At 72.4% G+C, this 25,675-nt stretch carries 13 protein-coding genes, 1 tRNA gene and 1 pseudogene; 12 read left to right on the top strand and 3 right to left on the bottom strand.

Annotated features, from left to right (window positions below; genetic code table 11):
* Positions 1-14 precede the first annotated feature (14 nt).
* Together EJG53_RS12900 and EJG53_RS12895 are read left to right on the top strand one after the other, a co-directional pair.
* Positions 15-10,697 carry a non-ribosomal peptide synthetase gene (locus tag EJG53_RS12900; RefSeq protein WP_125044964.1) on the top strand — a complete coding sequence of 3,561 codons (10,683 nt, stop codon included), beginning with the start codon at positions 15-17 and terminating at the stop codon, positions 10,695-10,697.
* A 155-nt stretch (positions 10,698-10,852) separates the two neighbouring features.
* Positions 10,853-11,341: an MSMEG_6728 family protein gene (locus EJG53_RS12895; RefSeq protein WP_125044963.1), complete on the top strand. Its 489-nt coding sequence runs from the start codon at positions 10,853-10,855 to the stop codon at positions 11,339-11,341.
* 236 nt (positions 11,342-11,577) lie between these two features.
* Here the strand turns inward: EJG53_RS12895 and EJG53_RS41070 are convergent, their stop codons facing one another.
* The 3 genes and pseudogenes from EJG53_RS41070 to EJG53_RS12875 form a co-directional block, all read right to left on the bottom strand.
* Positions 11,578-11,991 carry a type II toxin-antitoxin system VapC family toxin gene (locus EJG53_RS41070; RefSeq protein ID WP_167515103.1) on the bottom strand — a complete coding sequence of 138 codons (414 nt, stop codon included), beginning with the start codon at positions 11,989-11,991 and terminating at the stop codon, positions 11,578-11,580.
* A pseudogene (locus tag EJG53_RS12880) lies at positions 11,988-12,252 on the bottom strand (CopG family transcriptional regulator). The gene EJG53_RS41070 and the pseudogene EJG53_RS12880 overlap by 4 nt, the downstream one beginning before the upstream one ends.
* Positions 12,253-12,576: 324 nt before the next feature.
* Positions 12,577-12,648: transfer RNA gene (locus EJG53_RS12875), tRNA-Arg, on the bottom strand.
* A 200-nt stretch (positions 12,649-12,848) separates the two neighbouring features.
* On the opposite strand from EJG53_RS12875, the gene EJG53_RS12870 reads away from it, so the two are divergent.
* The 10 genes from EJG53_RS12870 to prfA all read left to right on the top strand — a co-directional run bounded on the left by EJG53_RS12870 (position 12,849) and on the right by prfA (position 25,621).
* Positions 12,849-13,355, top strand: coding sequence for a response regulator (locus tag EJG53_RS12870; RefSeq protein ID WP_371858679.1), 507 nt, complete (start codon positions 12,849-12,851; stop codon positions 13,353-13,355).
* Between the two features lie 48 nt (positions 13,356-13,403).
* Positions 13,404-14,573 (top strand): ArgS-related anticodon-binding protein NrtL, encoded by a 1,170-nt coding sequence (gene nrtL, locus EJG53_RS12865; protein ID WP_359130523.1) that lies wholly within the window; start codon positions 13,404-13,406, stop codon positions 14,571-14,573.
* A 156-nt stretch (positions 14,574-14,729) separates the two neighbouring features.
* Positions 14,730-16,121, top strand: a complete 1,392-nt coding sequence (gene lysA, locus EJG53_RS12860) for a diaminopimelate decarboxylase (RefSeq protein ID WP_125044958.1) — start codon at positions 14,730-14,732, stop codon at positions 16,119-16,121.
* Between the two features lie 193 nt (positions 16,122-16,314).
* The gene (locus EJG53_RS12855; RefSeq protein WP_031011591.1) at positions 16,315-17,643 is read left to right on the top strand and encodes a homoserine dehydrogenase; all 1,329 of its coding nucleotides are present in this window, start codon (positions 16,315-16,317) and stop codon (positions 17,641-17,643) included.
* 8 nt (positions 17,644-17,651) lie between these two features.
* Positions 17,652-18,728 (top strand): threonine synthase, encoded by a 1,077-nt coding sequence (thrC, locus tag EJG53_RS12850; protein ID WP_125044957.1) that lies wholly within the window; start codon positions 17,652-17,654, stop codon positions 18,726-18,728.
* A 386-nt stretch (positions 18,729-19,114) separates the two neighbouring features.
* Entirely contained in the window at positions 19,115-20,032 is a 918-nt protein-coding gene (thrB, locus tag EJG53_RS12845) for a homoserine kinase (protein WP_125044956.1), read from the top strand.
* 362 nt (positions 20,033-20,394) lie between these two features.
* Complete coding sequence (gene rho, locus EJG53_RS12840; protein WP_125044955.1) at positions 20,395-22,452, top strand: transcription termination factor Rho; 2,058 nt, start codon at positions 20,395-20,397, stop codon at positions 22,450-22,452.
* 383 nt (positions 22,453-22,835) lie between these two features.
* The gene (locus EJG53_RS12835) at positions 22,836-23,960 is read left to right on the top strand and encodes an LCP family protein (RefSeq protein WP_125044954.1); all 1,125 of its coding nucleotides are present in this window, start codon (positions 22,836-22,838) and stop codon (positions 23,958-23,960) included.
* A gap of 173 nt (positions 23,961-24,133) precedes the next feature.
* The gene (gene rpmE, locus EJG53_RS12830; RefSeq protein WP_030017736.1) at positions 24,134-24,358 is read left to right on the top strand and encodes a 50S ribosomal protein L31; all 225 of its coding nucleotides are present in this window, start codon (positions 24,134-24,136) and stop codon (positions 24,356-24,358) included.
* Positions 24,359-24,541: 183 nt separating this feature from the next.
* Positions 24,542-25,621, top strand: a complete 1,080-nt coding sequence (prfA, locus tag EJG53_RS12825; RefSeq protein WP_031011586.1) for a peptide chain release factor 1 — start codon at positions 24,542-24,544, stop codon at positions 25,619-25,621.
* Positions 25,622-25,675 lie beyond the last annotated feature (54 nt).

Raw genomic sequence — 25,675 nt, 5'->3', positions numbered from 1 at the left:
CGAGTGGAGGACCAGTGAACGACATGACGCAGGCCGCGGTTTCCGCCGCTCCCTTCCCGGAGCTCTTCGCCCGGCAGACGGCCCGCACCCCGGACGCCACGGCGCTGGCCTTCGAGGACACTACCCTGACGTACCGCGAGCTGGACGCACGGGCCAACCGCCTGGCGCACTGGCTCACCGGGCAGGGCGTGGGCCCGGAGACCCGCGTGGCGCTGGTCCTGCCGCGTTCGGTGGAGCTGGCGGTGGCCCTGCTCGCCGTCCTGAAGGCGGGCGGCGCGTACGTACCCGTCGACCCGGAGTACCCCGAGGCCCGCCGCGCCTACATCCTCGACGACGCGGCCCCCGTCCTCGTCCTCGACGAGGAGTCCCTGCCCCGCGACCTGTCCGGCCACCCCACGACCGACCCCGGCGTGCGCCTCACCCCCGCCCACGCCGCGTACGTCATCTACACCTCCGGCTCGACGGGCACGCCGAAGGGCGTCGTCGTCCCGCACGCGGGCCTCGCCGGGCTGGCGGCCGCACAGGCCGAACGGTTCGCGGTGACGGGGGAGAGCCGCGTCCTGCAGTTCGCCTCACCCAGCTTCGACGCCTCCGTCGCCGAGTTCTGCGTCGCCTGGCTGACCGGCGCCGCCCTCGTCATGGCCCCCGCCGCCCGTCTGCTGCCCGGCGCGGGCCTCGCCGGACTGGTCGCCGAACAGCGCGTCACCCACGCCACCCTGCCGCCGTCCGTCCTTGCCGCCCTCCCGCCGCACACCACCCTCCCGCAGCTCACCACGCTGGCGGTGGCGGGCGAGGCGTGCCCGCCGGACGTGGCCGCACGCTGGTCGGCCGGGCGGCGCCTGATCAACGCGTACGGCCCGACCGAGACGACGGTGTGCGCGTCGGTGAGCGCGCCGCTGTCCGGCCGCGTGGTGCCCGCCCTCGGCACACCGGTCGCCGACGTGCGCCTGTACGTGCTCGACGCGGCGCTGCGCCCCGTGCCGGACGGCGGCACCGGCGAGCTGTACGTCACCGGCAGCGGCCTGGCCCGCGGCTACCTCGGCCGCTCCGGGCTGACCGCGGAGCGCTTCGTGGCCTGCCCGTTCGGGCCGGCGGGCGCGCGGATGTACCGCACCGGCGACGTGGTGCGCCGCCGGGCCGACGGCGAGCTGGAGTTCGTCGGCCGCGCCGACGACCAGGTCAAGGTGCGCGGCCACCGCGTCGAGCCGGGCGAGGTCGAGCAGGTGCTCGGCGCGCACCCGGCGGTCGGGCAGGCCGTGGTCACCGCCCGCGAGGACCGGCCCGGCGACGTCCGCCTGGTCGGCTACGTCGTACCGGCCGACGGCCCCGCGCCGGCCGCCGGGGCCGACGCGCACCAGGTCGGCGAGTGGCAGGAGATGCACGACCTGGTCTACGCCGACGAGGCCAAGGCGCAGGACGACGAGCCGCCGTTCGGCGAGGACTTCGGCGGCTGGAACAGCAGCTACGACGGCACCCCGATCCCCGTCGCGGAGATGCGCGACTGGCGCGCCGAGACCGTACGGCGCATCCTCGCGCTGCAGCCCCGCAGGGTGCTGGAGATGGGCGTCGGCAGCGGCCTGCTGCTGTCGCAGGTGGCGCCCGCCTGCGAGGCGTACTGGGGAGCGGACTTCTCCGCCCCGGCCGTCGAGCGGCTGCGCCGCCAGGTCGCCGCCGTACCGGAGCTGGCGGGCAAGGTCGAGCTGAGCTGCCGGCCCGCCGATGTGACCGAGGGCCTGCCCACCGGTTACTTCGACACCGTCGTCATCAACTCGGTCACCCAGTACTTCCCCAACGCCGCCTACTTCCTGCGCGTCCTGCGCAACGCCGTGGACCTGCTGGCCCCCGGCGGCCGGGTCTTCGTCGGCGACCTCCGCAACCGCCGCCTGCTCCGCCTCTTCCGTACGGCTGTCGAACTGCACCGCGCCGGAGCGGACACCGAGCCGGGCGCCCTCGGCGCGGTGATCGACCAGAGCGTCCGCCTGGAGAAGGAACTCCTGGTCGACCCGGACTTCTTCGCCGCGCTGCCCGCCGGACTGCCGGACGTGACGGACACCGCCCTCCAGCTCAAGGGCACCCGCCACCACAACGAGCTGACCCGCCACCGCTACGACGCCGTCCTGCACAAGCGGCCCGCCCGTACGGTCTCCTTCGCCGACGTCCCCCGCCTGGTCTGGGGCCGGGACGTCACCGACGAGACCACCCTCGCACAGGCCCTGCGCGAGCGGCCCGGACAGCGGCTGCGCCTGACCGGGGTGCCCAACCCGCGCCTGGCGGGCGAAGCGGCGGCCGCGGCCGCCGTCGCGGCGGGGCTGCCGGTGGACGAGGCGCGCTCCCGGCTGGCCGCCCCCGGCACCACCGACGGCGTCGAACCCGAGCAGCTCACCGGACTGGGCGCCCGCCTCGGCCTGTGGACGGCCGCCACCTGGGCGCCCGACAGCCCGGAAGGCCAGTACGACGTACTGTTCGCACCGGAGGAAGACCTCGCCTCGGCGGTCGCCGTCGGCCTCTGCCGCCCGGCCGGCGACCTCACCGGGCCGCTCGCCGAGCACACCACCGATCCCGGCGCGGCCCTGACCACCGCCGCCCTGGTCACCGACCTCCACCGCCACCTGCGCGACCGGCTGCCCGCCCACCTCGTCCCGTCCGCCCTCGTCGCGCTGGACACCCTGCCCCTGACGCCCAACGGCAAGGTCGACCGCGCCGCGCTGCCCGCGCCCGACCTGGCCCACCTCGGCGCCGACACCGGCGGCCGGGCGCCGCGCACCCCGCGCGAGGGCGTGCTGTGCGAGCTGTACGCCGACATCCTCGGCCTGCCGCAGGTCGGCATCGACGACAACTTCTTCACCCTGGGCGGCCACTCGCTGCTCGCCACCCGCCTGATCGGCCGCATCCGCACCGCCCTGGACGTGGACCTGCCCATCACCGCCGTGTTCGAGGCACCCACCGTCGCCGCGCTCGCCGCACACGTCGACGCCGCCGCCTCCGGGAGCCGCCCGGCCCTGCGGCCGTTCCCGCGCCCCGACGTGCTGCCGCTCTCGTACGCCCAGCGCCGCCTGTGGTTCCTGCACCGGCTGGAGGGGCCGAGCGCCACGTACAACGTCCCGACCGCGCTGCACCTGTCCGGCGAACTGGACCACGACGCGCTGCGCGCCGCGCTGGACGACCTGCTCGCCCGGCACGAGAGCCTGCGCACGGTCTTCCACGAGACGGCCGGCGGCACCCCGCACCAGGTCGTCCTCGGCCCGGACGACCTGGCCGGACTGCCGCCCGTGCTCTCCGTGGTACGGACCGGCCCCGACGACGTACGCCGCCTGCTCCGCGAGGCCACCCGCCACACCTTCGACATCGCCGCCGAACTGCCCCTGCGCGCCACGCTGTTCCAGGTCGGACCCGACGAACACGTGCTGCTCCTGCTGCTGCACCACATCGCGGGCGACGGCTGGTCGGCGGCGCCGCTCTCGCGCGACCTGGCGGCGGCGTACGACGCGCGGCGCCAGGGCCGGGCACCGCAGTGGGCCCCGTTGCCCGTCCAGTACGCCGACTACACCCTCTGGCAGCGGGACTTCCTCGGCGACCCCCAGGACCCCACCAGCGTCCAAGGGCGGGAACTCGATTATTGGACACGGCAACTGACCGGCCTCCCCGAGGAGATCGCGCTCCCGTACGACCGCCCGCGCCCCCGGCGCGCGACGTACCGGGGTGACGCGCTGGACCTGGAACTCCCCGCGAGCCTGCACGCGGACCTGCACGCCCTGGCACGCGACACCGGCACCAGCCTGTTCATGATCGTGCAGGCGGGCCTGGCGGCCCTGCTCACCCGCCTCGGCGCCGGCACCGACATCCCGCTCGGCAGCCCCGTCGCGGGCCGCACCGACCAGGCCCTGGACGACCTGGTGGGCTTCTTCGTCAACACCCTCGTGCTGCGGACGGACACCTCCGGCAACCCGACCTTCCGCGACCTGCTGCGCCGCGTCCGCGACACCGACCTCGCCGCCTGGTCCCACCAGGACCTGCCCTTCGAGCAGTTGGTGGAAGCCCTCAACCCGGTGCGGTCGGCGGGCCGGCAGCCCCTGTTCCAGGTGGTCGCCGCCGTGCAGAACGCCCCCGAAGGCGGCTTCGACCGGCTCGGCGTCCGCACCCGTACCGAGCTGGTCAGCACCGGCACCGCCAAGTACGACCTCTTCCTCAGCCTCTGGGAGCGCCAGGGCCCGCAGGGCGAACCGCGCGGCCTGGACGGCTTCGTCGAGTTCAGCACCGACCTCTTCGACCGCTCCACGGTCGCCACGCTCGCCGCCCGGCTCGTCCGCGTCCTGGAGACCGCCGTCGCCACACCGGACGTACCGCTCGCCCACCTCGACGTGCTGACCACCGAGGAGCACGAGCGGCTGCGGCGGCACGCGTCGGCCGCCCGGCCGGCGGTGCGGCACAGCACCCTGCCCGAACTGTTCGCCGAGCAGGCGGCCCGTACGCCGGACGCCACGGCCCTGGTCTTCGAGGACGTCTCGCTCACCTACGCCGAGCTGAACGCCCGCGCCAACCGCCTCGCGCACTGGCTGACCGGCCAGGGCGTGGGCCCGGAGGCGCTGGTGGCCGTGGTGCTGCCGCGCTCGGCCGAACTGGCCGTCGCGCTGCTCGCCGTCCTGAAGGCGGGCGGCGCCTACGTACCCGTCGACCCGGACTACCCCGCCGAACGGCGCGCCTTCGTCCTCGCCGACACCGCGCCCGCCCTCGTCCTGGACGCCGCGGCGCTGCGCCGGGACCTGTCCGCGTACCCGGACACCGACCCGGCGACCGGCCTGCGTCCGGCCCACCCGGCGTACGTGATCCACACCTCCGGCTCGACGGGCACGCCGAAGGGCGTCGTGGTCTCCCACACCGGCCTCGCCGCGCTGGCCGCCGCACAGGCCGAACGCTTCGCGGTGACGGGGGAGAGCCGCGTCCTGCAGTTCGCCTCACCCAGCTTCGACGCGTCGGTCTCCGAGATGTGCGTGACGTGGCTGACGGGCGCCGCCCTGGTCATGGCGCCGGGGGAACGGCTGCTGCCGGGCGCCGGACTGGAGGACCTGCTCGCCGAGCAGCGCGTCACCCACGCCACCCTGCCGCCGTCGGTGCTGGCCGCCCTGCCGCCGAAGGAGACGCTGCCCGGCGTCGTCTCGCTGGTCGTGGCGGGCGAGGCATGCCCCGCCGACCTGGTGGAACGCTGGTCGTCCGGCCGCCGCATGGTCAACGCGTACGGCCCGACCGAAGCCACCGTGTGCGCCACGGTCGGCGAGCCGCTGTCCGGCCGGACGCTGCCCGCCCTGGGCGCGCCGATCGGCGACGTACGGCTGTTCGTGCTCGACGCGCTGCTGCGGCCGGTGCCGGACGGCGGCGCGGGAGAGCTCTACCTCGCGGGCTCGGGCCTGGCCCGTGGCTACCTCGGCCGCCCGGCGCTGACCGCCGAACGCTTCGTGGCCTGCCCGTTCGGCCCGGCGGGCGCCCGGATGTACCGCACCGGCGACCTCGTACGGCGCCGGGCCGACGGCGAGCTGGAGTTCGTCGGCCGCGTCGACGACCAGGTCAAGGTGCGCGGCCACCGCATCGAACCGGGCGAGGTCGAGCAGGCGCTCGGCGCCCACCCGGCCGTACGCCAGGCCGCCGTGGCGGCGCGCGCCGACCGCACCGGCGACCTCCGCCTGACCGGCTACGTCGTGCCCGCCGATGACGCCGCCCGGCAGACCCTCGCCGCCGACCTCCGCCGCGACCTGCTCGCCCGGCTGCCCGAATACCTGGTGCCGTCCGTCATCACGGTCCTCGACGCGCTGCCGCTGACCCCGAACGGCAAGGTGGACCGCACGGCGCTGCCCGCCCCCGACCCGGCCCGCACCGGCGCCGGACCGGGCCCCCGTGCCCCGCGCTCGCCGCAGGAGGAGATCCTGTGCGAGCTGTACGCCGACCTCCTCGGCGTCCCGAACGTCGGCATCGACGACGACTTCTTCGCCCTCGGCGGCCACTCCCTGCTCGCCACTCGCCTGGTCAGCCGCGTCCGCGCGGTCCTCGGCGTGGAACTGCCCATCGCCGCCCTCTTCGAGGCCCCCACCGTCGAAGCCCTGGTCGAACGCCTCGGCCTGTCCACCGCGCGCACCCGAAGCGCCCTGCGGCCCATGCCGCGCCCCGAGGTGCTGCCGCTGTCGTACGCCCAGCGCCGCCTGTGGTTCCAGTACCGCCTCGAAGGCCCCAGCCCCACCTACAACATCCCCCTGATGCTGCGCATCGACGGCCCGGTGGACGAGGACGCGCTGCGCGCCGCCCTCGGCGACCTGCTCGCCCGGCACGAGAGCCTGCGCACCGTCTTCCGCGAGACCGGCGGCACCCCGCAGCAGGTCGTCCTCGACCCGGCCACCGACCCCGACGCCTTCGACATCCTCACCGTCACCGAGGACGTCCCCGGCGACCCGGAGGCGTTCCGCGCGCTCCTCAAGGAAGGCGCCCGGCACCGCTTCGACCTGACCGCCGACCTGCCGCTGCACGTGAAGCTCTTCCGCGTCGGCCCGGACGAGAACGTCCTGCTCCTGCTGCTCCACCACGTCGCCGGAGACGGCTGGTCGATGGCGCCGCTCTCCCGCGACGTGGCGACCGCGTACGACGCGCGCCGCGCCGGGCGGGCCCCCCAGTGGACGCCGCTGCCCGTCCAGTACGCCGACTACACCCTGTGGCAGCGGGACTTCCTCGGCGACCCCGAAGACCCCGACAGCGTCTACGGACGCCAGATCGCCTACTGGCGCGAGCAGTTGAAGGGCATCCCCGAGGAGATCGCCCTGCCCTTCGACCGCCCACGGCCGCAGCGTGCCTCCTTCCGCGGCGACTCGATCACCTGGGAGATCCCCGCGCGGCTGCACCACCGCCTGCACGCCCTCGCGGGCGAGACCGGCACCAGCCTCTACATGGTCCTCCAGGCGGGCCTGGCCGCCCTGTTCACCCGCCTCGGCGCCGGCACCGACATCCCGCTCGGCAGCCCCGTCGCGGGCCGTACCGACCAGGCGCTGGACGACCACATCGGCTTCTTCGTCAACACCCTCGTACTGCGGACGGACACCTCCGGCGACCCGACCTTCCGCGAACTGCTCCAGCGCGTACGGAGCACCGCCCTCACCGGCTGGGCCCACCAGGACCTCCCCTTCGAGCAGCTCGTCGAAGCCCTCAACCCGGTCCGCTCGGCGGCCCGCAACTCCCTCTTCCAGACCATGCTCACCCTCGACAACGCGCCCGAAGGGGAGTTCACCCTCGGCGGCCACGCCGCCCGCACCGAGCCCGTCCACGTCGACGCCTCCCGCTTCGACCTGTCCGTCTTCCTGACCGAACGGCGCGGCGCGCACGGCGAGCGGCCCGGCATGGACGGCGCGATCGAGTACAGCACCGACCTCTTCGACCGGCGTACGGTCGAGGCGCTGGCCGCCCGCTTCGTCGCCCTGCTCGACGCGGTGACCGACGACCCCGACCAGTCGCTCGCCCAGCTCGACGTCCTGACCGCCGACGAACGGGCCCTGCTGCTCGGCGAGGTCAACGCCACCGACCGGCCGCTCCGGCGCACCTCCCTCGCCGAGGCGTTCCAGGCGCAGGCCGCCGCGTACCCCGACGCCCCCGCCCTCACCTTCCAGGACACCACCCTCACCTACGCCGAGCTGAACGCCCGCGCCAACCGCCTCGCCCGGCACCTGTCCGACGCGTACGGAGTCGGCGCCGAGCGCCGCGTCGCCGTCCTCCTGGACCGCTCCGCCGACCTGGTCGTCGCGATCCTCGCCGTCCTCAAGGCGGGCGGCGTGTACGTACCGCTCGACAAGCGCTACCCGGCCGCCCGGATGCGGCTGATCGCCGCCGAGACCGAGGCCGTCGTCGTCCTCACCCAGCAGGACCTGCCGGCCGCCGCCTACCTCCCCGGCGTCCCGGCCCTGGCCGTCGACGCCTGCGCGGAGACGGTGGCCGAGCTGCCCGCCACCGACCCCACCGCTCCCGCCGCGTACGCCGACTCCGTCGCGTACGTCATGTACACCTCCGGCTCGACCGGCGCGCCCAAGGGCATCGCCGTCACCCAGGGCGACGTGGTGGCCCTGGCCGCCGACCACTGCTGGGCCGAGGACAGCCCCCACGGCGCCCGGCACACCGTGCTCGGCCACGCCTCCACCGCGTTCGACGCCTCCACCTTCGACCTGTGGGTCCCGCTCCTCAACGGCGGCCACCTCGTCATGGCCCCGCCCGGCGACCTCACCCCCGACGACTACCGCACCCTGCTCACCACCCACCGCATCACCGCCGTCCTCCTCACCACCGCCCTGTTCAACCTGCTCGCCGAGGAGTGCCCCGGCGCGCTCGCGGGCGTCCGGCAGGTCTGGACGGGCGGTGAGGCAGCCTCCCCGTCCGCCGTACAGAAGATCCTCGACGCCTGCCCCGACACCCGCGTCTGCAATGTCTACGGGCCCACCGAGGTCACCATGTCGGCCACGTACCACGCGCTGCGCGCACCCCGGCGGATCGCCGGGACGGTCCCCATCGGACGCCCCATGGACAACATGCGTGTCTACGTCCTCGACAGCGCCCTGCGCCCCGTCGCCCCCTCGGTGACCGGCGAACTGTACGTAGGCGGCACCGGCCCGGCCCGCGGCTACCTCAACCGCCCCGCCCTCACCGCCGAACGCTTCGTCCCCGACCCCTTCGGCGCCCCCGGCGCCCGCATGTACCGCACCGGCGACCTGGTCCGCTGGACCGCGGACGGCCACCTCGACTACATCGGCCGCGCCGACTCCCAGGTCAAGATGCGCGGCTTCCGCATCGAACTCGGCGAGATCGAGACCGTCCTGGACTCCCACCCCGCCGTCGCCCAGGCCACCGTCAACCTGCGCGAGATCACCCCGGGCGACGCCCGCCTGGTCGCCCACCTCGTCCCCGTCTCCCGGGAAGCCTTCGACGCCACCGCCCTCCGCCGCCACCTGCGCGACCGCCTCCCCGCCTACATGGTGCCGTCCGCCCTCGTGGCCCTCGACACCATGCCGCTCACCCCGAACGGCAAGGTCGACCGCAAGGCCCTGCCCGCCCCCGACCCCCGCTCCGAACTCGGCGGCCGCGGCCCCCGCTCCCCGAAGGAAGAGATCCTCTGCGGGCTGTACGCCGACGTGCTGCGCGTCCCCCGCGTCGGCATCGACGACAGCTTCTTCGTCCTCGGCGGCCACTCCCTGATGGCGACCCGCCTGATCAGCCGCATCCGCACCGCCCTCGGCGTCGAACTGCCCATCGGCGCTCTCTTCGAGGCTCCCACCGTCGCCGCCCTCGTCCGGCGCCTGGACTCCGCCACCGCCCAGGCCCGCCCGCCGGTCAGGCCCGCGGTACGCCCCGGAGCCGTACCCCTGTCCTACGCCCAGCGCCGGCTCTGGTTCCTGCACCGCCTCGAAGGCCCCAGCCCCACCTACAACATCCCGCTCGCCCTGCGCTTCTCCGGCAAACTCGACCACGACGCCCTACGGGCCGCCCTCGGCGACCTCGTCGCCCGGCACGAGAGCCTGCGCACCGTCTTCCCCCGCCGCGCCCGCGCCGCCCAGCAGATCATCCTGCCGCCCGACTCCGGCCGCGACCTGCTCACCGTCGTCGAGACGGACCCCGACGGCCTGGCCCCCGCCCTGCACGAGGCCGCCACCCACTCCTTCGACATCACCGCCGAACACCCCCTGCGGGCCACCCTCTTCGCCACCGGCCCCGACGAGCACGTCCTCCTCCTGCTCCTGCACCACATCGCGGGCGACGGCTGGTCCATGGCACCGCTCTCCCGCGACCTCGCCGCCGCGTACGACGCGCGCAGCGCGGGCGAGGAGCCGCAGTGGACCCCGCTCCCCGTCCAGTACGCCGACTACACCCTCTGGCAACAGAACTTCCTCGGCGACCCCACCGACCCCGACAGCACCTACTCCTCCCAACTCGCCTACTGGCGAGCCGCACTCGCCGACCTCCCCGCCGAAATCCCCCTCCCCCTGGACCACCCCCGCCCGGAGGTCACCACCTACCGCGGCGACATGTTCCCCATCCATCTCTCCGCCGACCTCCACCAGGGCCTCCACACCCTGGCCGGCGACACCGGCACCAGCCTCTACATGGTCGTCCAGGCCGGCCTCGCCACCCTCCTCACCCACCTCGGCGCCGGCACCGACATCCCCCTCGGCAGCCCCGTCGCCGGCCGCACCGACCAGGCCCTGGACGACCTCGTCGGCTTCTTCGTCAACACCCTCGTCCTCCGTACGGACACCTCCGGCGACCCCACCTTCCGCGAGCTGCTGTCCCGCGTCCGCGACACCGACCTCGCCGCCTGGGCCCACCAGGACCTCCCCTTCGAACAACTCGTCGAAGCCCTCAACCCGGCCCGCTCCACCGCCCGCCACCCCCTCTTCCAGACCCTCCTCACCCTCGACAACGCCCCCGAACGCCACTTCACCCTCGGCGGCAACCACGCCCGCCCCGAACCGGTGGACCTGCACGTCGCCCACTTCGACCTCTCCATCGGCCTCACCGAACAGCGCGCCCCCCAAGGCACGCCCGAGGGCCTGGACGGCTTCGTGGAGTACAACACCGACCTGTTCGAGCGGGAGACGGTGGAGGGCATGGCAGCCTCCCTCATCACCCTGCTGACCGCGGCCGTCGCCACTCCCGACGCACCCCTGTCCGCCCTGCTGACATGACCTGCGCGGGGCACCGCGCCACTGGACCACGGGGTGCCCCGCCACCCGGCCACCCGGCGCGCCGCGCCACTGGACCACGGGGTTGGTGCCGCGCCACTGGGCCATCCGAAGCAACCGCCCCTGCGCACCTCCCGCGCAGGGGCTACACCTGTACCGTGCAGACCTTCCTCCCGTACCCCGACTTCGCGGCCTCCGCCGCCGTCCTCGACGCGCGCCGACTCGGAAAACAGCGGGTGGAGACCCTCCAGGTACTGCGCGGCCTGACCGTCCCCGGCTACGGATGGCGACACCACCCGGCCGTCCGCATGTGGACGGGCTACGAGGAGGCCCTCGTCCGGTACGGCCTGGAAATGTGCCGCGAATGGACTGCCACCGGCCGCCAGGACACCTGCGCCACCACCCTCACCCAGGACTTCACCGCCCACCACCCCCACACCCCCGTACGCACCTACCCCGAACTCTCCGCCTCCGGCGACCTCCCGAACTGGCTCGGCGACCCGGCCTTCCACCGCAGCCACCAGTCGGCCCTGGTCACCAAAGCCCCGGACCACTACCGCACGCTCTTCCCCGACGTACCGGAAGGGTTGCCGTATGTGTGGCCGGTGTCGGATCGGGGGGCGGGGGTGGTGGGGGAGATGGGGTGAGGCCGGGGACCGGGGCGAGTCCGGAGGCGGGCCCGGGATATCGCTCCCGGCTGAGCCGCCGCATCGCCCCGACCAGGAAGACCACCGCGACCAGCACCACCGCCGGAGGCAGCCCAGCCGGCCGTCCCTCGACCCGGATCGCGCCCATGAAGTCGAAGAACGGCAGACCGTTGGCGACCGTGTACCAGAGCGGCAGGTAGACCGCCCCACGGCTGACCCCGGGCCGCCCCGCGAGGTCAGACCTTGATGACGGTGACACGTCCGCCGCACAGTGCGGCGAGATCGTCCGGGTCGGAAGTGAGGACGGTTACGGGGCCGGAGGCGGCTAGCGCCGTGGCGCTGAGCATGGCGACGATGGCGTATTTGTGGCCGTAAAGACTTGTTTCGGCGAGCAGCGCGGCAGCGTGCCGGGCGATCGACTCGGTGACCGGTTCCACGACCAGGCGGGAGAGCGTCCACTCCAAGGCCGGGCGGTTGATCCGGGGGTGGACCACTTCCACCAGTGTTGCCGCCGAGGTGATCACGCGCAGGTCATCGGCGCGGGCGAGGGCGAGCCAACCGGTCACGGCACGGTCGCGCAGGACCGCTTTGGCCAGCCCTTCGCTGTCGAGCACGAGGGTGCTGCCAGGGACCGCGGGAGAGCGGGTCACGCGGCATTCGCTCCGCCCTGAGTCTGCTCATGGCGTGCCTGGTGGAGCTGGTCACGGAGGGACTGGATCTCCTCATCCGTGACGGGGCCGTGCTCGGCCTCGGCGATGTGGATGAGTTCGTTGAGGTTGTCCCGCTCGATCTGGCGAGCAACGGCCGCAGTCACGTAAGCGGACAGGCCGGACGGCCCCCCCGCGGGCCTTGGCGGCTTCTGCGATGTCGCGCGGCATGGTGATCGAGTACTTGCCGGTGGGCTCGCTCATGCCATCAATCCTGCCTTTCATCCTCCTCTGCGGGGGTGTATCTCCGGCCTGCGGACCGTGAGCTGAGCATCCCGTGACGAGAACGCATGACCTCTGGGAACGCGGTGAGATTCCCGATCGAGCAGGGCATGCTCCCTGTCGACCCGCCGGCCACCGTCAACTGGCGGACCTGAGAGGCCGTCAAGCAGGTGGGCCCCGCCCGGCCCTCGAGCCTGCTCCCCCGCGGGTTCCCGAGAAGTGACGGCACCGTAGACCGTGTGCGTCTCGGCAGGCACAAGTAAGGCCCTGACCGGCATTTCTGCTGGTCAGGGCCTTAATTTCCGGTGCCCCCGGCAGGATTCGAACCTGCGCACACGGCTCCGGAGGCCGTTGCTCTATCCCCTGAGCTACGGGGGCGTGTCGGCCGTTGTTCTCGGCGACGGGTAGAACACTACCAGCTCCGGAGGGGTGTTCATGAACGGGTTGGGGGAGGGCGGCGTAGCGCATGGGGGAGTGGGGGTGGGGGTGGTCGGGGAAAGGTCCCTCGCACGGGGGCGGAAGTGGGGAAAACCCGGACGCAGCCGGAGGCGCGCGCCTAGTCTCAAGGTGTGCCTGGCTTGTCCGGCCGGGTCCTTGTGGTCGACGACAACAAGGTCATCCGGCAGTTGATCAGGGTCAATCTCGAGCTGGAGGGCTTCGAGGTCGTGACCGCGGCTGATGGTGCCGAGTGCCTGGACATCGTGCATACGGTCGCTCCCGATGTGGTGACGCTCGATGTGGTGATGCCCCGGCTCGACGGGCTGCAGACGGCGGCGCGGCTGCGGGCCGATCCGCGGACGCGGGGGATCCCGCTCGCTGTCGTTTCCGCCTGTACGCAGGCGGAGGTGGAGAGCGGGCAGGCGGCGGGGGTGGATGCCTTCCTGGCGAAGCCGTTCGAGCCCATGGATCTCGTGCGTACGGTGCGGCGGCTGATGTGCCGTGGCGGCGGGGAAGAGGGGGGCGAGGGGACGGCGGACGTAGTGGAGGAGGCGGGCGGCGGCGGTGAGGCGGATGCCGGTGCCGGTGCGGGGACCGATGCGGATGCCGGCGGTGGTTCGGAGTCCGTGGTGCGGCCGGCCGGCTGAGGGGCCGGGTGGTGACGGAGGGTGCGGGGCCGCCGGGGTGTCCGGTGGGTGAAACGTGGTGGCGGTGGGGGACCGTTTCTCCCATACGCTGGGGGTGTGACCCCCGCTGAGCTCTCCCGCGCCGTCCAGCGCGCCGTACGTGGTGCCGTGGCGGACGGGGAACTCTCCGTGACGGTTCCGGAGCGGGTTGTCGTGCGTGCGCCGTTGCCGGGGGAAGGCGGGGGCGGCGAGACCGACCTCGCGTGCGATGTCGCGCTGCGGATCGCCAAGGAGGCCGGGCGGCCGCCGCGTGAGGTGGCGGAGGTACTGCGGCGGCGGTTGGTGGGCCTGCCCGGGGTCGGGGGAGTGGAGATCGCCGGGGCTGGGTTCTTGAATGTGACGTTGACCCGGGCTGCTCGCGCCGAGCTTGTGGGGAAGGTGCGGGGGCAGGGGCAAGGGGAGTGGTTGGGGTCGGTGTTGGCAACCGGGGGTACGGCGGTCGCGCCGGTGGCCTTGCGGGCTGCGGGGGGTGTGCGGGCCGCGGTCGTGGTGGAGGCTTTGGAGCGGATCCTGCCCGCGGGGGGAGCAGCGGGTCGGAGCAAGAACGAGGCGGGGGAGCCGCGGGTCGAGGTGATTCGTCCCCGGCCGGTGCCGGTGGAGGTTCGTCACGAGCGCGAGGGGCACGAGGGGCATCGTGAGAGGGGTGCGGTCAGCTCTGCCTCTCAGGAGTGGCGTGCTCTGGCCACCCGACTGGGCCCCGACGAAGCCCGCTGGGTGCTGTTGCGGGCCGCGCGGCACGATGTGGTGCGGCTTCCCGTGCGGCCGGTGCAGCGGGAGAGCAATGGGCGGTTTCGGGTGCAGTATGCGTATGCGCGTACGTGTGCGATGACGCGCAACGCCCGGGAGTTGGGGTTCGCGGGCGAGCCGGGGGACGTGGGGGCCGGTGCGGAGGGCGGGTGGGAGGTCCGGGAGGTCCGGGAAGTCTGGGCTGCGGTCGCCGAGTATCCCGGTGTCGTCGAGGCCGCCGCGCGGCACCGGGCGCCCGATCGGGTCGCGCGGCATCTGGAAGTGACCGCCGACGCCTGGCTGCGATGTCATGACGTGTGTCCGCCGCTGCCCGTCGGGGAGGAGAAACCCTCGGCCGTGCACCGTGCCCGGCTGGCCCTCGCCGAAGCCGCCGGAACGGTGCTCGCCCACGGCCTGCACCTGCTCGGCATCTCCACGCCCGAACGACTGTGACCCGAACGATTGTGACGAAACGGTCGGCCGAGACCGTCCACGACCGCCCCGGCCGTCCACAACCGTCCCGGCCGTCCGAATGTCTGTGATCCGTCCGGCGGCGCCGTACGCGCGGCGACGCCGTAGTACCGAGTACCCGAGGGGAACCTCCACGCCATGAGCCGCTCCGCACACCCCGCAGGACCCCGTCACGGTGACGTGCTGCCCGAGGGGCACTACACCGCTCCGCCCACCGACCTGAACAGCCTCGACCCCCGGGTGTGGTCCCGTACGGTCGGGCGCTCCGCCGACGGGGTGGTCACCATGGGCGGGGTGGACGTGACCGCGCTCGCCGAAGAGTTCGGGACGCCTGCCTACTTCCTGGACGAGGACGACTTCCGGGGCCGGTGCCGGGCCTGGAAGGAGGCGTTCGGGGAGGGGGCGGACGTCTTCTACGCCGGGAAGGCGTTTCTCTCGCGGGCCGTGGTGCGGTGGCTGGCCGAGGAGGGGATGAACCTCGACGTGTGCAGCGGTGGCGAGCTGGCCACCGCGCTCGCGGCGGGGATGCCGGCCGAGCGGATCGCGCTGCACGGGAACAACAAGAGCATCGAGGAGATCACCCGGGCCGTGGAGGCCGGGGTCGGGCGGATCGTGCTGGACTCGTTCCAGGAGATCGTGCGGGTGGCGCACGTCGCGGACCGGCTGGGCAAGCGGCAGCGGGTGCAGATCCGGGTGACGGTGGGCGTGGAGGCCCATACGCACGAGTTCATCGCGACCGCGCACGAGGACCAGAAGTTCGGGATCGCGCTGGCCGGCGGGCAGGCCGCGGAGGCCGTACGGCGGGTGCTGAAGCTGGACGGCCTGGAGCTGACCGGCATCCACTCGCACATCGGGTCGCAGATCTTCGACATGGCCGGGTTCGAGGTGTCGGCGCGGCGTGTGGTGCAGTTGCTGACCGAGGTACGGGACGAGCACGGCGCCGAGCTGCCGGAGATCGACCTCGGCGGCGGGCTCGGGATCGCCTACACCTCGGACGACGACCCGCGCGAGCCGCACGAGATCGCGAAGGCGCTCGGGGACATCGTGACGCGGGAGTGCGCGGCGGCCGGGCTCGCCGTGCCGCGCCTGTCCGTGGAGCCGGGCCGCGCCATCGTCGGGCCGACCGCCTTTACCCTGTACGAGGTGGGCACGGTCAAGGAGCTGGACGGGCTGCGTACCTACGTCTCCGTCGACGGCGGCATGTCCGACAACATCCGTACGGCCCTGTACGACGCCGAGTACAGCGTGGCGCTGGCCTCGCGTACCTCGGACGCGCCGCCGATGCTCTCGCGGGTGGTCGGCAAGCACTGCGAGAGCGGCGACATCGTCGTACGGGACGCGTTCCTGCCCGCCGACGTGGCCCCCGGTGACCTGCTCGCCGTGCCCGCGACCGGCGCGTACTGCCGGTCGATGGCGAGCAACTACAACCACGCCCTGCGTCCGCCGGTGGTCGCGGTGCGCGAGGGAGAGGGACGGGTCATCGTCCGGCGGGAGACGGAGGAGGACCTGCTGCGTCTCGACGTCGGGTGAGCCGGGGGTACGGGCACAAGGGCGCGGGGGCGTCGCTCCGGTGAGCGGGCGGCCCCGGCGCCCGGTGGCGGGGCCGCCCGTCCGGTGACCGACAATGGTGGAACAGATGTCTCGCCATCCGGACCGGGGCCGGAATTCCCGGTCCGGTGCGTGAGACTGGTGCAGACCGAGCAGGGAAAGCGAAAGAGGTCGAATGATGCGTACGCGTCCGCTGAAGGTGGCGCTGCTGGGCTGTGGAGTGGTCGGCTCAGAGGTGGCGCGCATCATGACGACGCACGCCGACGACCTCACGGCCCGCATCGGCGCGCCGGTCGAGCTGGCCGGTATCGCGGTGCGCCGCCCGGACCGGGTGCGCGCGGGCATTCCCGCCGAGCTGATCACCACGGATGCGAAAGAGCTGGTCAAACGGGATGACATCGACGTGGTCGTCGAGGTCATCGGGGGCATCGAGCCCGCCCGTACGCTGATCACCACCGCGTTCGAGCACGGCGCCAGCGTGGTGTCGGCCAACAAGGCGCTCGTCGCCGCGGACGGTGCCGCGCTGCACGCCGCCGCCGAGGCCAACGGCGCCGACCTGTACTACGAGGCCGCCGTGGCCGGCGCGATCCCGCTGGTCCGGCCGCTGCGCGAGTCGCTGGCCGGCGACAAGGTCAACCGGGTGCTGGGCATCGTCAACGGGACGACGAACTTCATCCTGGACAAGATGGACAGCACGGGGGCGGGGTACTCCGAGGCGCTGGACGAGGCCACCGCGCTCGGGTACGCGGAGGCCGACCCGACCGCGGACGTCGAGGGCTTCGACGCCGCCGCGAAGGCCGCCATTCTGGCCGGTATCGCCTTCCACACCCGGGTGACCATCGACGACGTGCACCGCGAGGGGCTGACCGAGGTCACCGCCTCCGACATCGCCTCCGCCAAGCGGATGGGCTGCACGGTCAAGCTGCTCGCGATCTGCGAGCGGGCCGCCGACGGCGCCTCGGTGACGGCACGCGTGCACCCCGCCATGATTCCGCTGTCGCACCCGCTGGCCTCCGTCCGCGAGGCGTACAACGCGGTGTTCGTGGAGTCCGAGGCCGCCGGCCAGCTCATGTTCTACGGCCCCGGCGCGGGCGGCTCGCCGACCGCCTCCGCGGTCCTCGGCGACCTGGTGGCGGTCTGCCGCAACAAGCTGGCCGGGACCACCGGGCCGGGCGAGTCCGCGTACACGCAACTGCCGGTCGGCCCCATGGGTGACGTGGTCACCCGCTACCACATCAGCCTGGACGTGGCCGACAAGCCCGGTGTCCTCGCCCAGGTCGCCACGGTCTTCGCCGAGCACGGCGTGTCCATCGACACGGTCCGCCAGCAGAGCAAGGACGGGGGTGCCGCCCGCTCCGGAGAGACCGACAACGGGGGAGAGGCGTCCCTCGTCGTCGTCACGCACCGGGCGGCCGACGCCGCCCTGTCGTCGACCGTCGGCGCGCTGCGCGACCTGGACACGGTCCGGGGCGTCGCCAGCATCATGCGGGTCGAAGGGGAGTAAAGGAACCCATGTCTGCCAATTCCACCGCGAGCCGTCAGTGGCGCGGAATCATCGAGGAGTACCGGGACCGGCTGCCGGTCGGCGCGTCGACCGAGGTCGTCACGCTCCGTGAGGGCGGTACGCCGCTGGTGCCCGCCCAGGTGCTCTCCGAGCGCACGGGCTGTGAGGTGCATCTCAAGGTAGAGGGCGCCAACCCCACCGGGTCCTTCAAGGACCGCGGCATGACGATGGCCATCACCCGGGCGAAGGAGGAGGGCGCGAAGGCCGTCATCTGCGCCTCCACCGGCAACACCTCCGCCTCGGCCGCCGCGTACGCCGTACGGGCCGGGATGGTGTGCGCCGTCCTGGTGCCGCAGGGCAAGATCGCGCTCGGCAAGATGGGCCAGGCGCTGGTGCACGGCGCCAAGATCCTCCAGGTCGACGGGAATTTCGACGACTGTCTGACGCTGGCCCGCGGCCTCTCCGAGCGGTACCCCGTCGCACTTGTGAACTCTGTCAACCCGGTACGGATCGAGGGCCAGAAGACCGCCGCCTTCGAGATCGTCGACATGCTGGGCGACGCGCCGGACATCCATGTGCTGCCGGTCGGCAACGCGGGCAACATCACCGCGTACTGGAAGGGGTACCAGGAGTACGCCGCCGACGGCATCGCCGCGCGCACCCCGCGCATGTGGGGCTTCCAGGCGTCCGGCAGCGCGCCGATCGTACGTGGCGAAGTCGTCAAGGATCCGCACACGGTCGCGACGGCCATCCGGATCGGCAACCCCGCCTCCTGGCAGTTCGCCGAGCGCGCCCGGGACGAGTCCGGCGGCGCCATCGACGAGGTGACCGACCGTCAGATCCTGGCCGCCTACCGGCTGCTGGCCTCTCAGGAGGGCGTCTTCGTGGAGCCCGCCTCGGCCGCCTCGGTGGCCGGTCTGCTCAAGGCGGCCGACGAGGGCAAGGTCGACCCGGGCCAGCGCATCGTCTGCACGGTCACCGGCAACGGCCTCAAGGACCCGGACTGGGCCGTCGCGGGCGCCCCGCAGCCGGTCACCGTCCCGGTCGACGCGGACGCCGCGGCCGAGCGCCTCGGCCTGGCGTAGTACGCCCCCGGAGGGTGCGACGCACCCGGCCGCGGTTCCCCGCGGCCGGGGGTACGCCCCGAACGTGCGACACCGCGCGGAAAAGGGTTATGGAGCCCGCAGGAACCCCGTAACCTCGGATGCAGCAAACCCTGCAAACCCTGCAAAGGCTGCAAAGGCGGCCATGGGCCGTGGGCAGCGCGCGACACGCATCGTGCGCCTCCTGTGCGCCCTATGTCGCCACAGAACCTTCCTTCGATAGGCTGGCAGCCAACTCCCCTCCCCACGGCATGTCGCGGTGGTGTGCAGGGCAGGTCAGAACGGTCCCCACGAGCCGGCCGGGCACCCAGGTGCCGCGGCGCTCCGGGGCAGTGCCGCAGCATCACATCAAGGAGAGTCATCGAGCGATGGCCGGTCCAGCGTTCCGCGCCGCCGCCGTCCGGGTGCGCACCCCCGCGACCAGCGCCAATCTCGGTCCCGGCTTCGACGCCCTCGGGCTGTCCCTGGGCCTGTACGACGACGTCGTGGTGCGGGTGGCCGATTCCGGCCTGCACGTCGACATCGCGGGCGAGGGCGCCGAGACCCTGCCGCGCGACGAGAGCCACCTGCTCGTACGGTCCCTGCGCGCCGCCTTCGACCTGCTCGGCGGGCAGCCGCGCGGCCTGGAGATCGTCTGCGCCAACCGCATCCCGCACGGCCGCGGCCTGGGCTCCTCCTCCGCCGCGATCTGCGCGGGCATCATGGCCGCCCGCGCGGTGACCATAGGCGCCGAGCAGAAGCTGGACGACGTGGCGCTGCTGGAACTGGCCACCGAGATCGAGGGCCATCCGGACAATGTCGCCGCCTGCCTGCTCGGCGGCTTCACGCTGGCCTGGACCGATACCGGATCGGCGCGCGCGATCCGGATGGATCCGGCCGATTCCATCGTTCCGGTGGTCTTCGTACCGGGCAAGCCGGTGCTCACCGAGACCGCGCGGGGCCTGCTGCCGCGGACCGTCCCGCACGTGGACGCGGCGGCCAACGCCGGCCGCGCCGCACTGCTCGTCGAGGCCCTGACCAGGCGCCCCGAGCTGCTGCTGGCCGCGACCGAGGACCGACTTCACCAGGAGTACCGTGCTCCCGCGATGCCCGAGAGCCTGGCCCTGGTGAACCGACTGCGGGCGGACGGCGTCCCCGCGGTCGTCTCCGGCGCGGGCCCCACGGTCCTCGCGCTGGTCCAGGAGGACGCGGCCGACAAGGTCGCCGGCCTCGCGGGCGAGGGGTGGGCGGCCAACCGGCTGGCCCTCGACGCGGCGGGCACCTCGGTGCTGCCGCTCGCCGGGTGATCGACGGATTGCCGGTCTTCGAGAGGGGGAATGTTTGTTGGATCCGGTAGTGTTAACCTCAAGTGAGTACGTGACGCCTCTGCGGCGCGGTACTCCGTGTCCCCCATCGGGACCACCTTTCTTCCGGGAGCCTCCCAAACTGCTTGGAGCAGTTGCCTGAGCAGAAGCGAGCACGCTCCGGAATCGGCGTGACGGACATGAGTCACAGACATCTCTTCGCGCCGGAACCATGAACTGATCTCTCCGCCATTTCCGGCGGGACCACCGCCCCGGCCAGGTCCGCGAGTACGGGACCGCAGCCGGACAGCACAACCGGTCGCCGAGCCAGACAGGCCGACGCCCGCTCCAGGGAAGGACCCTTCGTGAGCGACACCACCGATCTGATGGGCGTACGCACCGATGGCAGTGCCACCGCGCCCGCCACGGACGCTCCCGCCGCGCCTGCGCGGCGCCGCCGTTCCGGCACCGGCCTGGACGGCATGGTCCTGGCAGAGCTGCAGCAGGTCGCCTCCAGCCTCGGTATCAAGGGCACCGCGCGGATGCGCAAGAGCCAGCTGATCGAGGTCATCAAGGAGAAGCAGGCCGCCGGCTCCGGTTCCGGCGCCGCCGCCAAGGGCGACGCGCCCGCAGAGACCGAGACCAAGCCCAAGCGCCGGGCGACCTCCAAGGCCCGTACCGGCGAGGAGGGCGACGCCAAGGCCACGGGCAAGGCGGACGCCAAGGCCGCCGACAAGGGCGCCGGCCAGCAGCAGATCGACATCCCGGGCCAGCCGAGCGACGAGCAGCCGGCCGGCGAGCGCCGCCGGCGCCGCGCCACCGCCGCCGCGGGCAGCCCCGACAGCGCCGGTGAGGCGAAGGCCGAGGCCAAGACCGAGGCGAAGGCCGACACCCGTACCGCTCAGCGCGAGGACGCCAAGGCCGAGGCCGCCGCGGACAGCGCCGAGGGCCGCCAGGGCAAGGGCGACCGCCAGGACCGCGGGGACCGCCAGGACCGCGGCCAGAAGGGCGACCGCCAGGGCCGCGGTGAGCGGGGCGAGCGCGGTGAGCGCGGCCAGCGCGACCGCCGCAACAAGAACAACGACGGCGGCGACGGCAACCAGGGCGGCAACCGCCAGCAGCGCGAGAGCCGCGACAACCGGGACAACCGCCGGGCCGACGAGGACGGGGACGACTTCGAGGGCGGGCGCCGCGGGCGCCGCGGCCGTTACCGCGACCGCCGCGGCCGCCGCGGCCGTGAGGACTTCGGCAACGAGCCGCAGGTCTCCGACGACGACGTGCTGATCCCCGTCGCGGGCATCCTCGACATCCTCGACAACTACGCGTTCATCCGGACCTCCGGCTACCTGCCCGGACCGAACGACGTGTACGTCTCGCTCGCCCAGGTCCGCAAGAACGGCCTGCGCAAGGGTGACCACGTCACCGGCGCGGTCCGCCAGCCCCGCGAGGGCGAGCGCCGCGAGAAGTTCAACGCGCTGGTGCGCCTGGACACCGTCAACAGCGTCTCGCCCGAACAGGGCCGTGGCCGCCCGGAGTTCGGCAAGCTGACGCCCCTTTACCCGCAGGAGCGGCTGCGCCTGGAAGGGGAGCCCGGCGCGCTGACGCCGCGCATCATCGACCTGGTCGCGCCGATCGGCAAGGGCCAGCGCGGTCTGATCGTGGCGCCGCCGAAGACCGGCAAGACCATGATCATGCAGGCGATCGCCAACTCGATCACCCGCAACAGCCCCGAGTGCCACCTGATGGTCGTCCTGGTCGACGAGCGTCCGGAAGAGGTCACCGACATGCAGCGGTCGGTCAAGGGCGAGGTCATCTCCTCGACCTTCGACCGCCCGGCCGAGGACCACACCACCGTCGCCGAACTGGCCATCGAGCGCGCCAAGCGCCTGGTGGAGCTGGGTCACGACGTGGTCGTCCTGCTGGACTCCATCACGCGTCTGGGCCGTGCGTACAACCTCGCCGCCCCGGCGTCGGGCCGCATCCTGTCCGGTGGTGTCGACTCGACCGCGCTGTACCCGCCGAAGAAGTTCTTCGGTGCGGCGCGCAACATCGAGGACGGCGGCTCGCTGACCATCCTGGCCACCGCGCTGGTCGAGACCGGCTCGCGGATGGACGAGGTGATCTTCGAGGAGTTCAAGGGCACCGGCAACATGGAGCTCAAGCTCGACCGGAAGCTCTCGGACAAGCGCATCTTCCCGGCGGTGGACGTGGACGCGTCCAGCACCCGTAAGGAAGAGATCCTGATGGGCAGCGACGAGCTGGCCGTCGTCTGGAAGCTGCGCCGGGTGCTGCACGCCCTGGACCAGCAGCAGGCCATCGAGCTGCTGCTGGACAAGATGAAGCAGACGAAGTCCAACGCGGAGTTCCTGCTCCAGATCCAGAAGACGACGCCCGGTATGGGCAACGGCAACGGTAACGACTGACGTCGGCCCCGTACGAACGGCCCGCCGGCGCCCGTCAAGGCGCCGGACCCGGCCGTAGCCGCACGGCTGAGCCCTCCTGGCCACATCGGTGACCGGGAGGGCTTCGTGCTGTCGGCGGAAACCCGCAGATTGTTGCCTTGCGCACACGCGCGGCGCTCGCGGAGGCCGTCACTCCGCTTTCCGCCTCCGGACAAAAGACCTGGTCACCCCGGCAAAAGTCGACTTTTGGCCGGAGTTTCGGCGGGCCGGTTTCTAAGAATGGCTCTCAATCCCGTTGTGCAACCCTTCCGGTCTGCCCCCCGTCTTTCAAGGAGCAACAAACCGTGGCCGGACACTGAACGGTGCGGCGAGGGGCAGCCGAGAGAACGAGGACTGAGGAGCAGATGGCGGACGACAGCAGGGCCGCGAACCCGGCCAAGAGCCGTTCCCGCGGCATACGTGCCACGGGCCGCCGGCGCAAGGGTCCGACCCGGCGCCGCCGCGCCCTGACGATCACCGTGTGCGCGCTGGTGAGCTGCGTACTGCTCGGTGGCGCGGGACTCGGTTACGTCTACTTCAAACTCAACGGCAACCTGAAGGGCGTCGACATCAACGCCGCCCTCGGCAAGAACCGGCCCAAGGACAACGACGACGGGTCGATGGACCTCCTCGTCATGGGCTCCGACTCCCGGGCCGGCAAGAACGGCGAGTATGGGAGCGACGAGGGCGGCGCCCGCTCCGACACCGCGATGATCGTGCATATCTTCAAGGGCCACAAAAAGGCCAGCGTCGTCAGCATCCCGCGCGACACCCTGGTCCAGCGCCCGGACTGCACCAAGGACGGCAAGAACATACCGGGCCAGCGCAAGGCCATGTTCAACACCGCCTTCGAGGTCGGCGGCCCGGCCTGCGCGGTCAAGACCGTCGAGGCGATGAGCGGCGTCCGGATGGACCACTTCGTCGAGGTCGACTTCACCGGCTTCAAGAAGCTCATCGACGCCCTGGGCGGCGTGGACATCACCACCACCAAGCCCATCCACGACAACAAGAGCCACCTGAACCTGGAGCCCGGCAAGCACACCCTCAACGGTGAGGACGCCCTCGGCCTCGTACGGACCCGGCACGGCGTGCCCGGCGGCGACGGCAGTGACCTGGGCCGCATCCAGCTCCAGCAGACGTTCATCAAGGCCCTGATGAAGCAGGTCAAGAGCATCGGGCTGCTGTCGAACCCGACGAAGCTCTACGGCATCGCCGACACCGCCACCAAGGCCATCACCACCGACAGCGACCTGAACTCCGTCAACGCGCTGATGGGGCTCGCCAAGGAGATGGGCGGTATCGGGTCGGACAGCATCGACATGGTCACGCTGCCCGTCACGTACGACCCGAAGAATCCGTCCCGTGTGCTGCCGCTGGAGAAGCAGTCCCGGCAGGTCTGGGACGCGCTGCGCCAGGATCAGGACATCCCCAAGGAAGCGATCAAGGATTCCGCTGGTGACAAGGGTGGAACGGGCAGCTACGTGAAGTAGCGGAATCGTTTCTTCACCTCATCTCCCGGCCCCGCCGGCCGCCCGGGAACAAATTCCGGAGCACCCCGGTTTTGGGAGATGAGGCCAGTCCTGGCAGACTGGACCGTCGGCCCCGGTTCACGTGACGCAATCCGCGGAACGACCCGGAGCCCTCCCGAACCTAGGAGATTCCCTTGAAGCGCGACATCCACCCGGAGTACGTCGAGACCCAGGTCAGCTGCACCTGTGGCGCGTCGTTCACCACCCGTAGCACCGTGGCCGGCGGCACCATCCGTGCCGACATCTGCTCCGAGTGCCACCCGTTCTACACGGGCAAGCAGAAGATCCTCGACACCGGTGGCCGTGTGGCCCGCTTCGAGGCCCGCTTCGGCAAGGGCGCCGGCGCCGCCAAGAAGTAGCGACCCGCAAGGCGCCGGTTCCGTCTCGCCCCGCGAAGGGGCGGCGGACCGGCGTTTTGTCGTCCAGGCCACGGACCCCGCCGGAGGTCCCCGGGGCCCGCGGCCCCGCCGCACACGTGCCGGCAACCGGCAACCGGGAACCCCCGGATCCCGGAAGACACAGCCAGGTGAGGAATCCCCACGATGTTCGAGGCGGTCGAGGAACTGATCGGCGAGCACGCCGACCTCGAAAAACGACTGGCCGACCCCGCGGTCCACGCCGACCAGCGCGAGGCCAAGCGGCTCAACAAGCGCTATTTCGAGCTCACCCCGATCATCACGGCGTACCGCGCCTGGAAGCAGACCGGCGACGACATCGGCACGGCCCGCGAACTGGCCGCCGACGACCCGGACTTCGCCGACGAGGTCAAGGACCTCGAAGCGCGCCGCGAGGAGCTCACCGAGAAGCTGCGGCTGCTGCTCGTGCCGCGCGACCCCAGCGACGACAAGGACGTCATCCTTGAGGTCAAGGCCGGCGAGGGCGGCGAGGAGTCCGCGCTGTTCGCCGGCGACCTGCTGCGCATGTACCTGCGCTACGCCGAGCGCGTCGGCTGGAAGACCGAGATCCTCGACGCCAACGAGTCCGACCTCGGCGGCTACAAGGACGTCCAGGTCGCCGTGAAGACCAAGGGCGGCAACGGCGCCACCGAGCCCGGCCAGGGCGTGTGGGCCCGCCTGAAGTACGAGGGCGGGGTGCACCGCGTGCAGCGGGTGCCCGCCACCGAGTCCCAGGGCCGCATCCACACCTCCGCGGCCGGCGTGCTCGTCACGCCCGAGGCCGAGGAGGTCGAGGTCGAGATCGGTCCGAACGACCTGCGCATCGACGTCTACCGCTCGTCGGGCCCCGGCGGCCAGTCGGTCAACACCACCGACTCCGCCGTCCGCATCACCCACCTGCCCACCGGCATCGTCGTCTCCTGCCAGAACGAGAAGAGCCAGCTCCAGAACAAGGAGCAGGCCCTGCGCATCCTGCGGTCGCGGCTGCTGGCCGCCGCCCAGGAAGAGGCCGAGAAGGAGGCGTCGGACGCCCGGCGCAGCCAGGTCCGTACCGTCGACCGCTCCGAGCGCATCCGGACGTACAACTTCCCGGAGAACCGCATTTCGGACCACCGCGTCGGCTTCAAGGCGTACAACCTGGACCAGGTCCTCGACGGCGAGCTCGATCCGGTCATCCAGGCGTGCGTGGACGCCGACTCGGCCGCCAAGCTGGCCGCCGCCCAGTAAAGCCCGTAGAACGTCCGTACCACGCCCGTAGAACGAGCCGGAGGAACAGCGTGC

The sequence above is a fragment of the Streptomyces chrestomyceticus JCM 4735 genome (assembly GCF_003865135.1).
In the GTDB taxonomy this organism is placed as follows: Bacteria; Actinomycetota; Actinomycetes; order Streptomycetales; family Streptomycetaceae; genus Streptomyces; species Streptomyces chrestomyceticus.
Note: the sequence above shows the minus strand (reverse complement) of the source record. Positions and strands in the feature narration are given on the sequence as shown.

Coding starts and splice junctions, on each gene's coding strand:
- lysA (WP_125044958.1), top strand. CDS start 14,730: ATGAGCCGCTCCGCACACCCCGCAGGACCCCGTCACGGTGACGTGCTG.
- EJG53_RS12855 (WP_031011591.1), top strand. CDS start 16,315: ATGATGCGTACGCGTCCGCTGAAGGTGGCGCTGCTGGGCTGTGGAGTG.
- thrC (WP_125044957.1), top strand. CDS start 17,652: ATGTCTGCCAATTCCACCGCGAGCCGTCAGTGGCGCGGAATCATCGAG.
- thrB (WP_125044956.1), top strand. CDS start 19,115: ATGGCCGGTCCAGCGTTCCGCGCCGCCGCCGTCCGGGTGCGCACCCCC.
- EJG53_RS12835 (WP_125044954.1), top strand. CDS start 22,836: ATGGCGGACGACAGCAGGGCCGCGAACCCGGCCAAGAGCCGTTCCCGC.
- prfA (WP_031011586.1), top strand. CDS start 24,542: ATGTTCGAGGCGGTCGAGGAACTGATCGGCGAGCACGCCGACCTCGAA.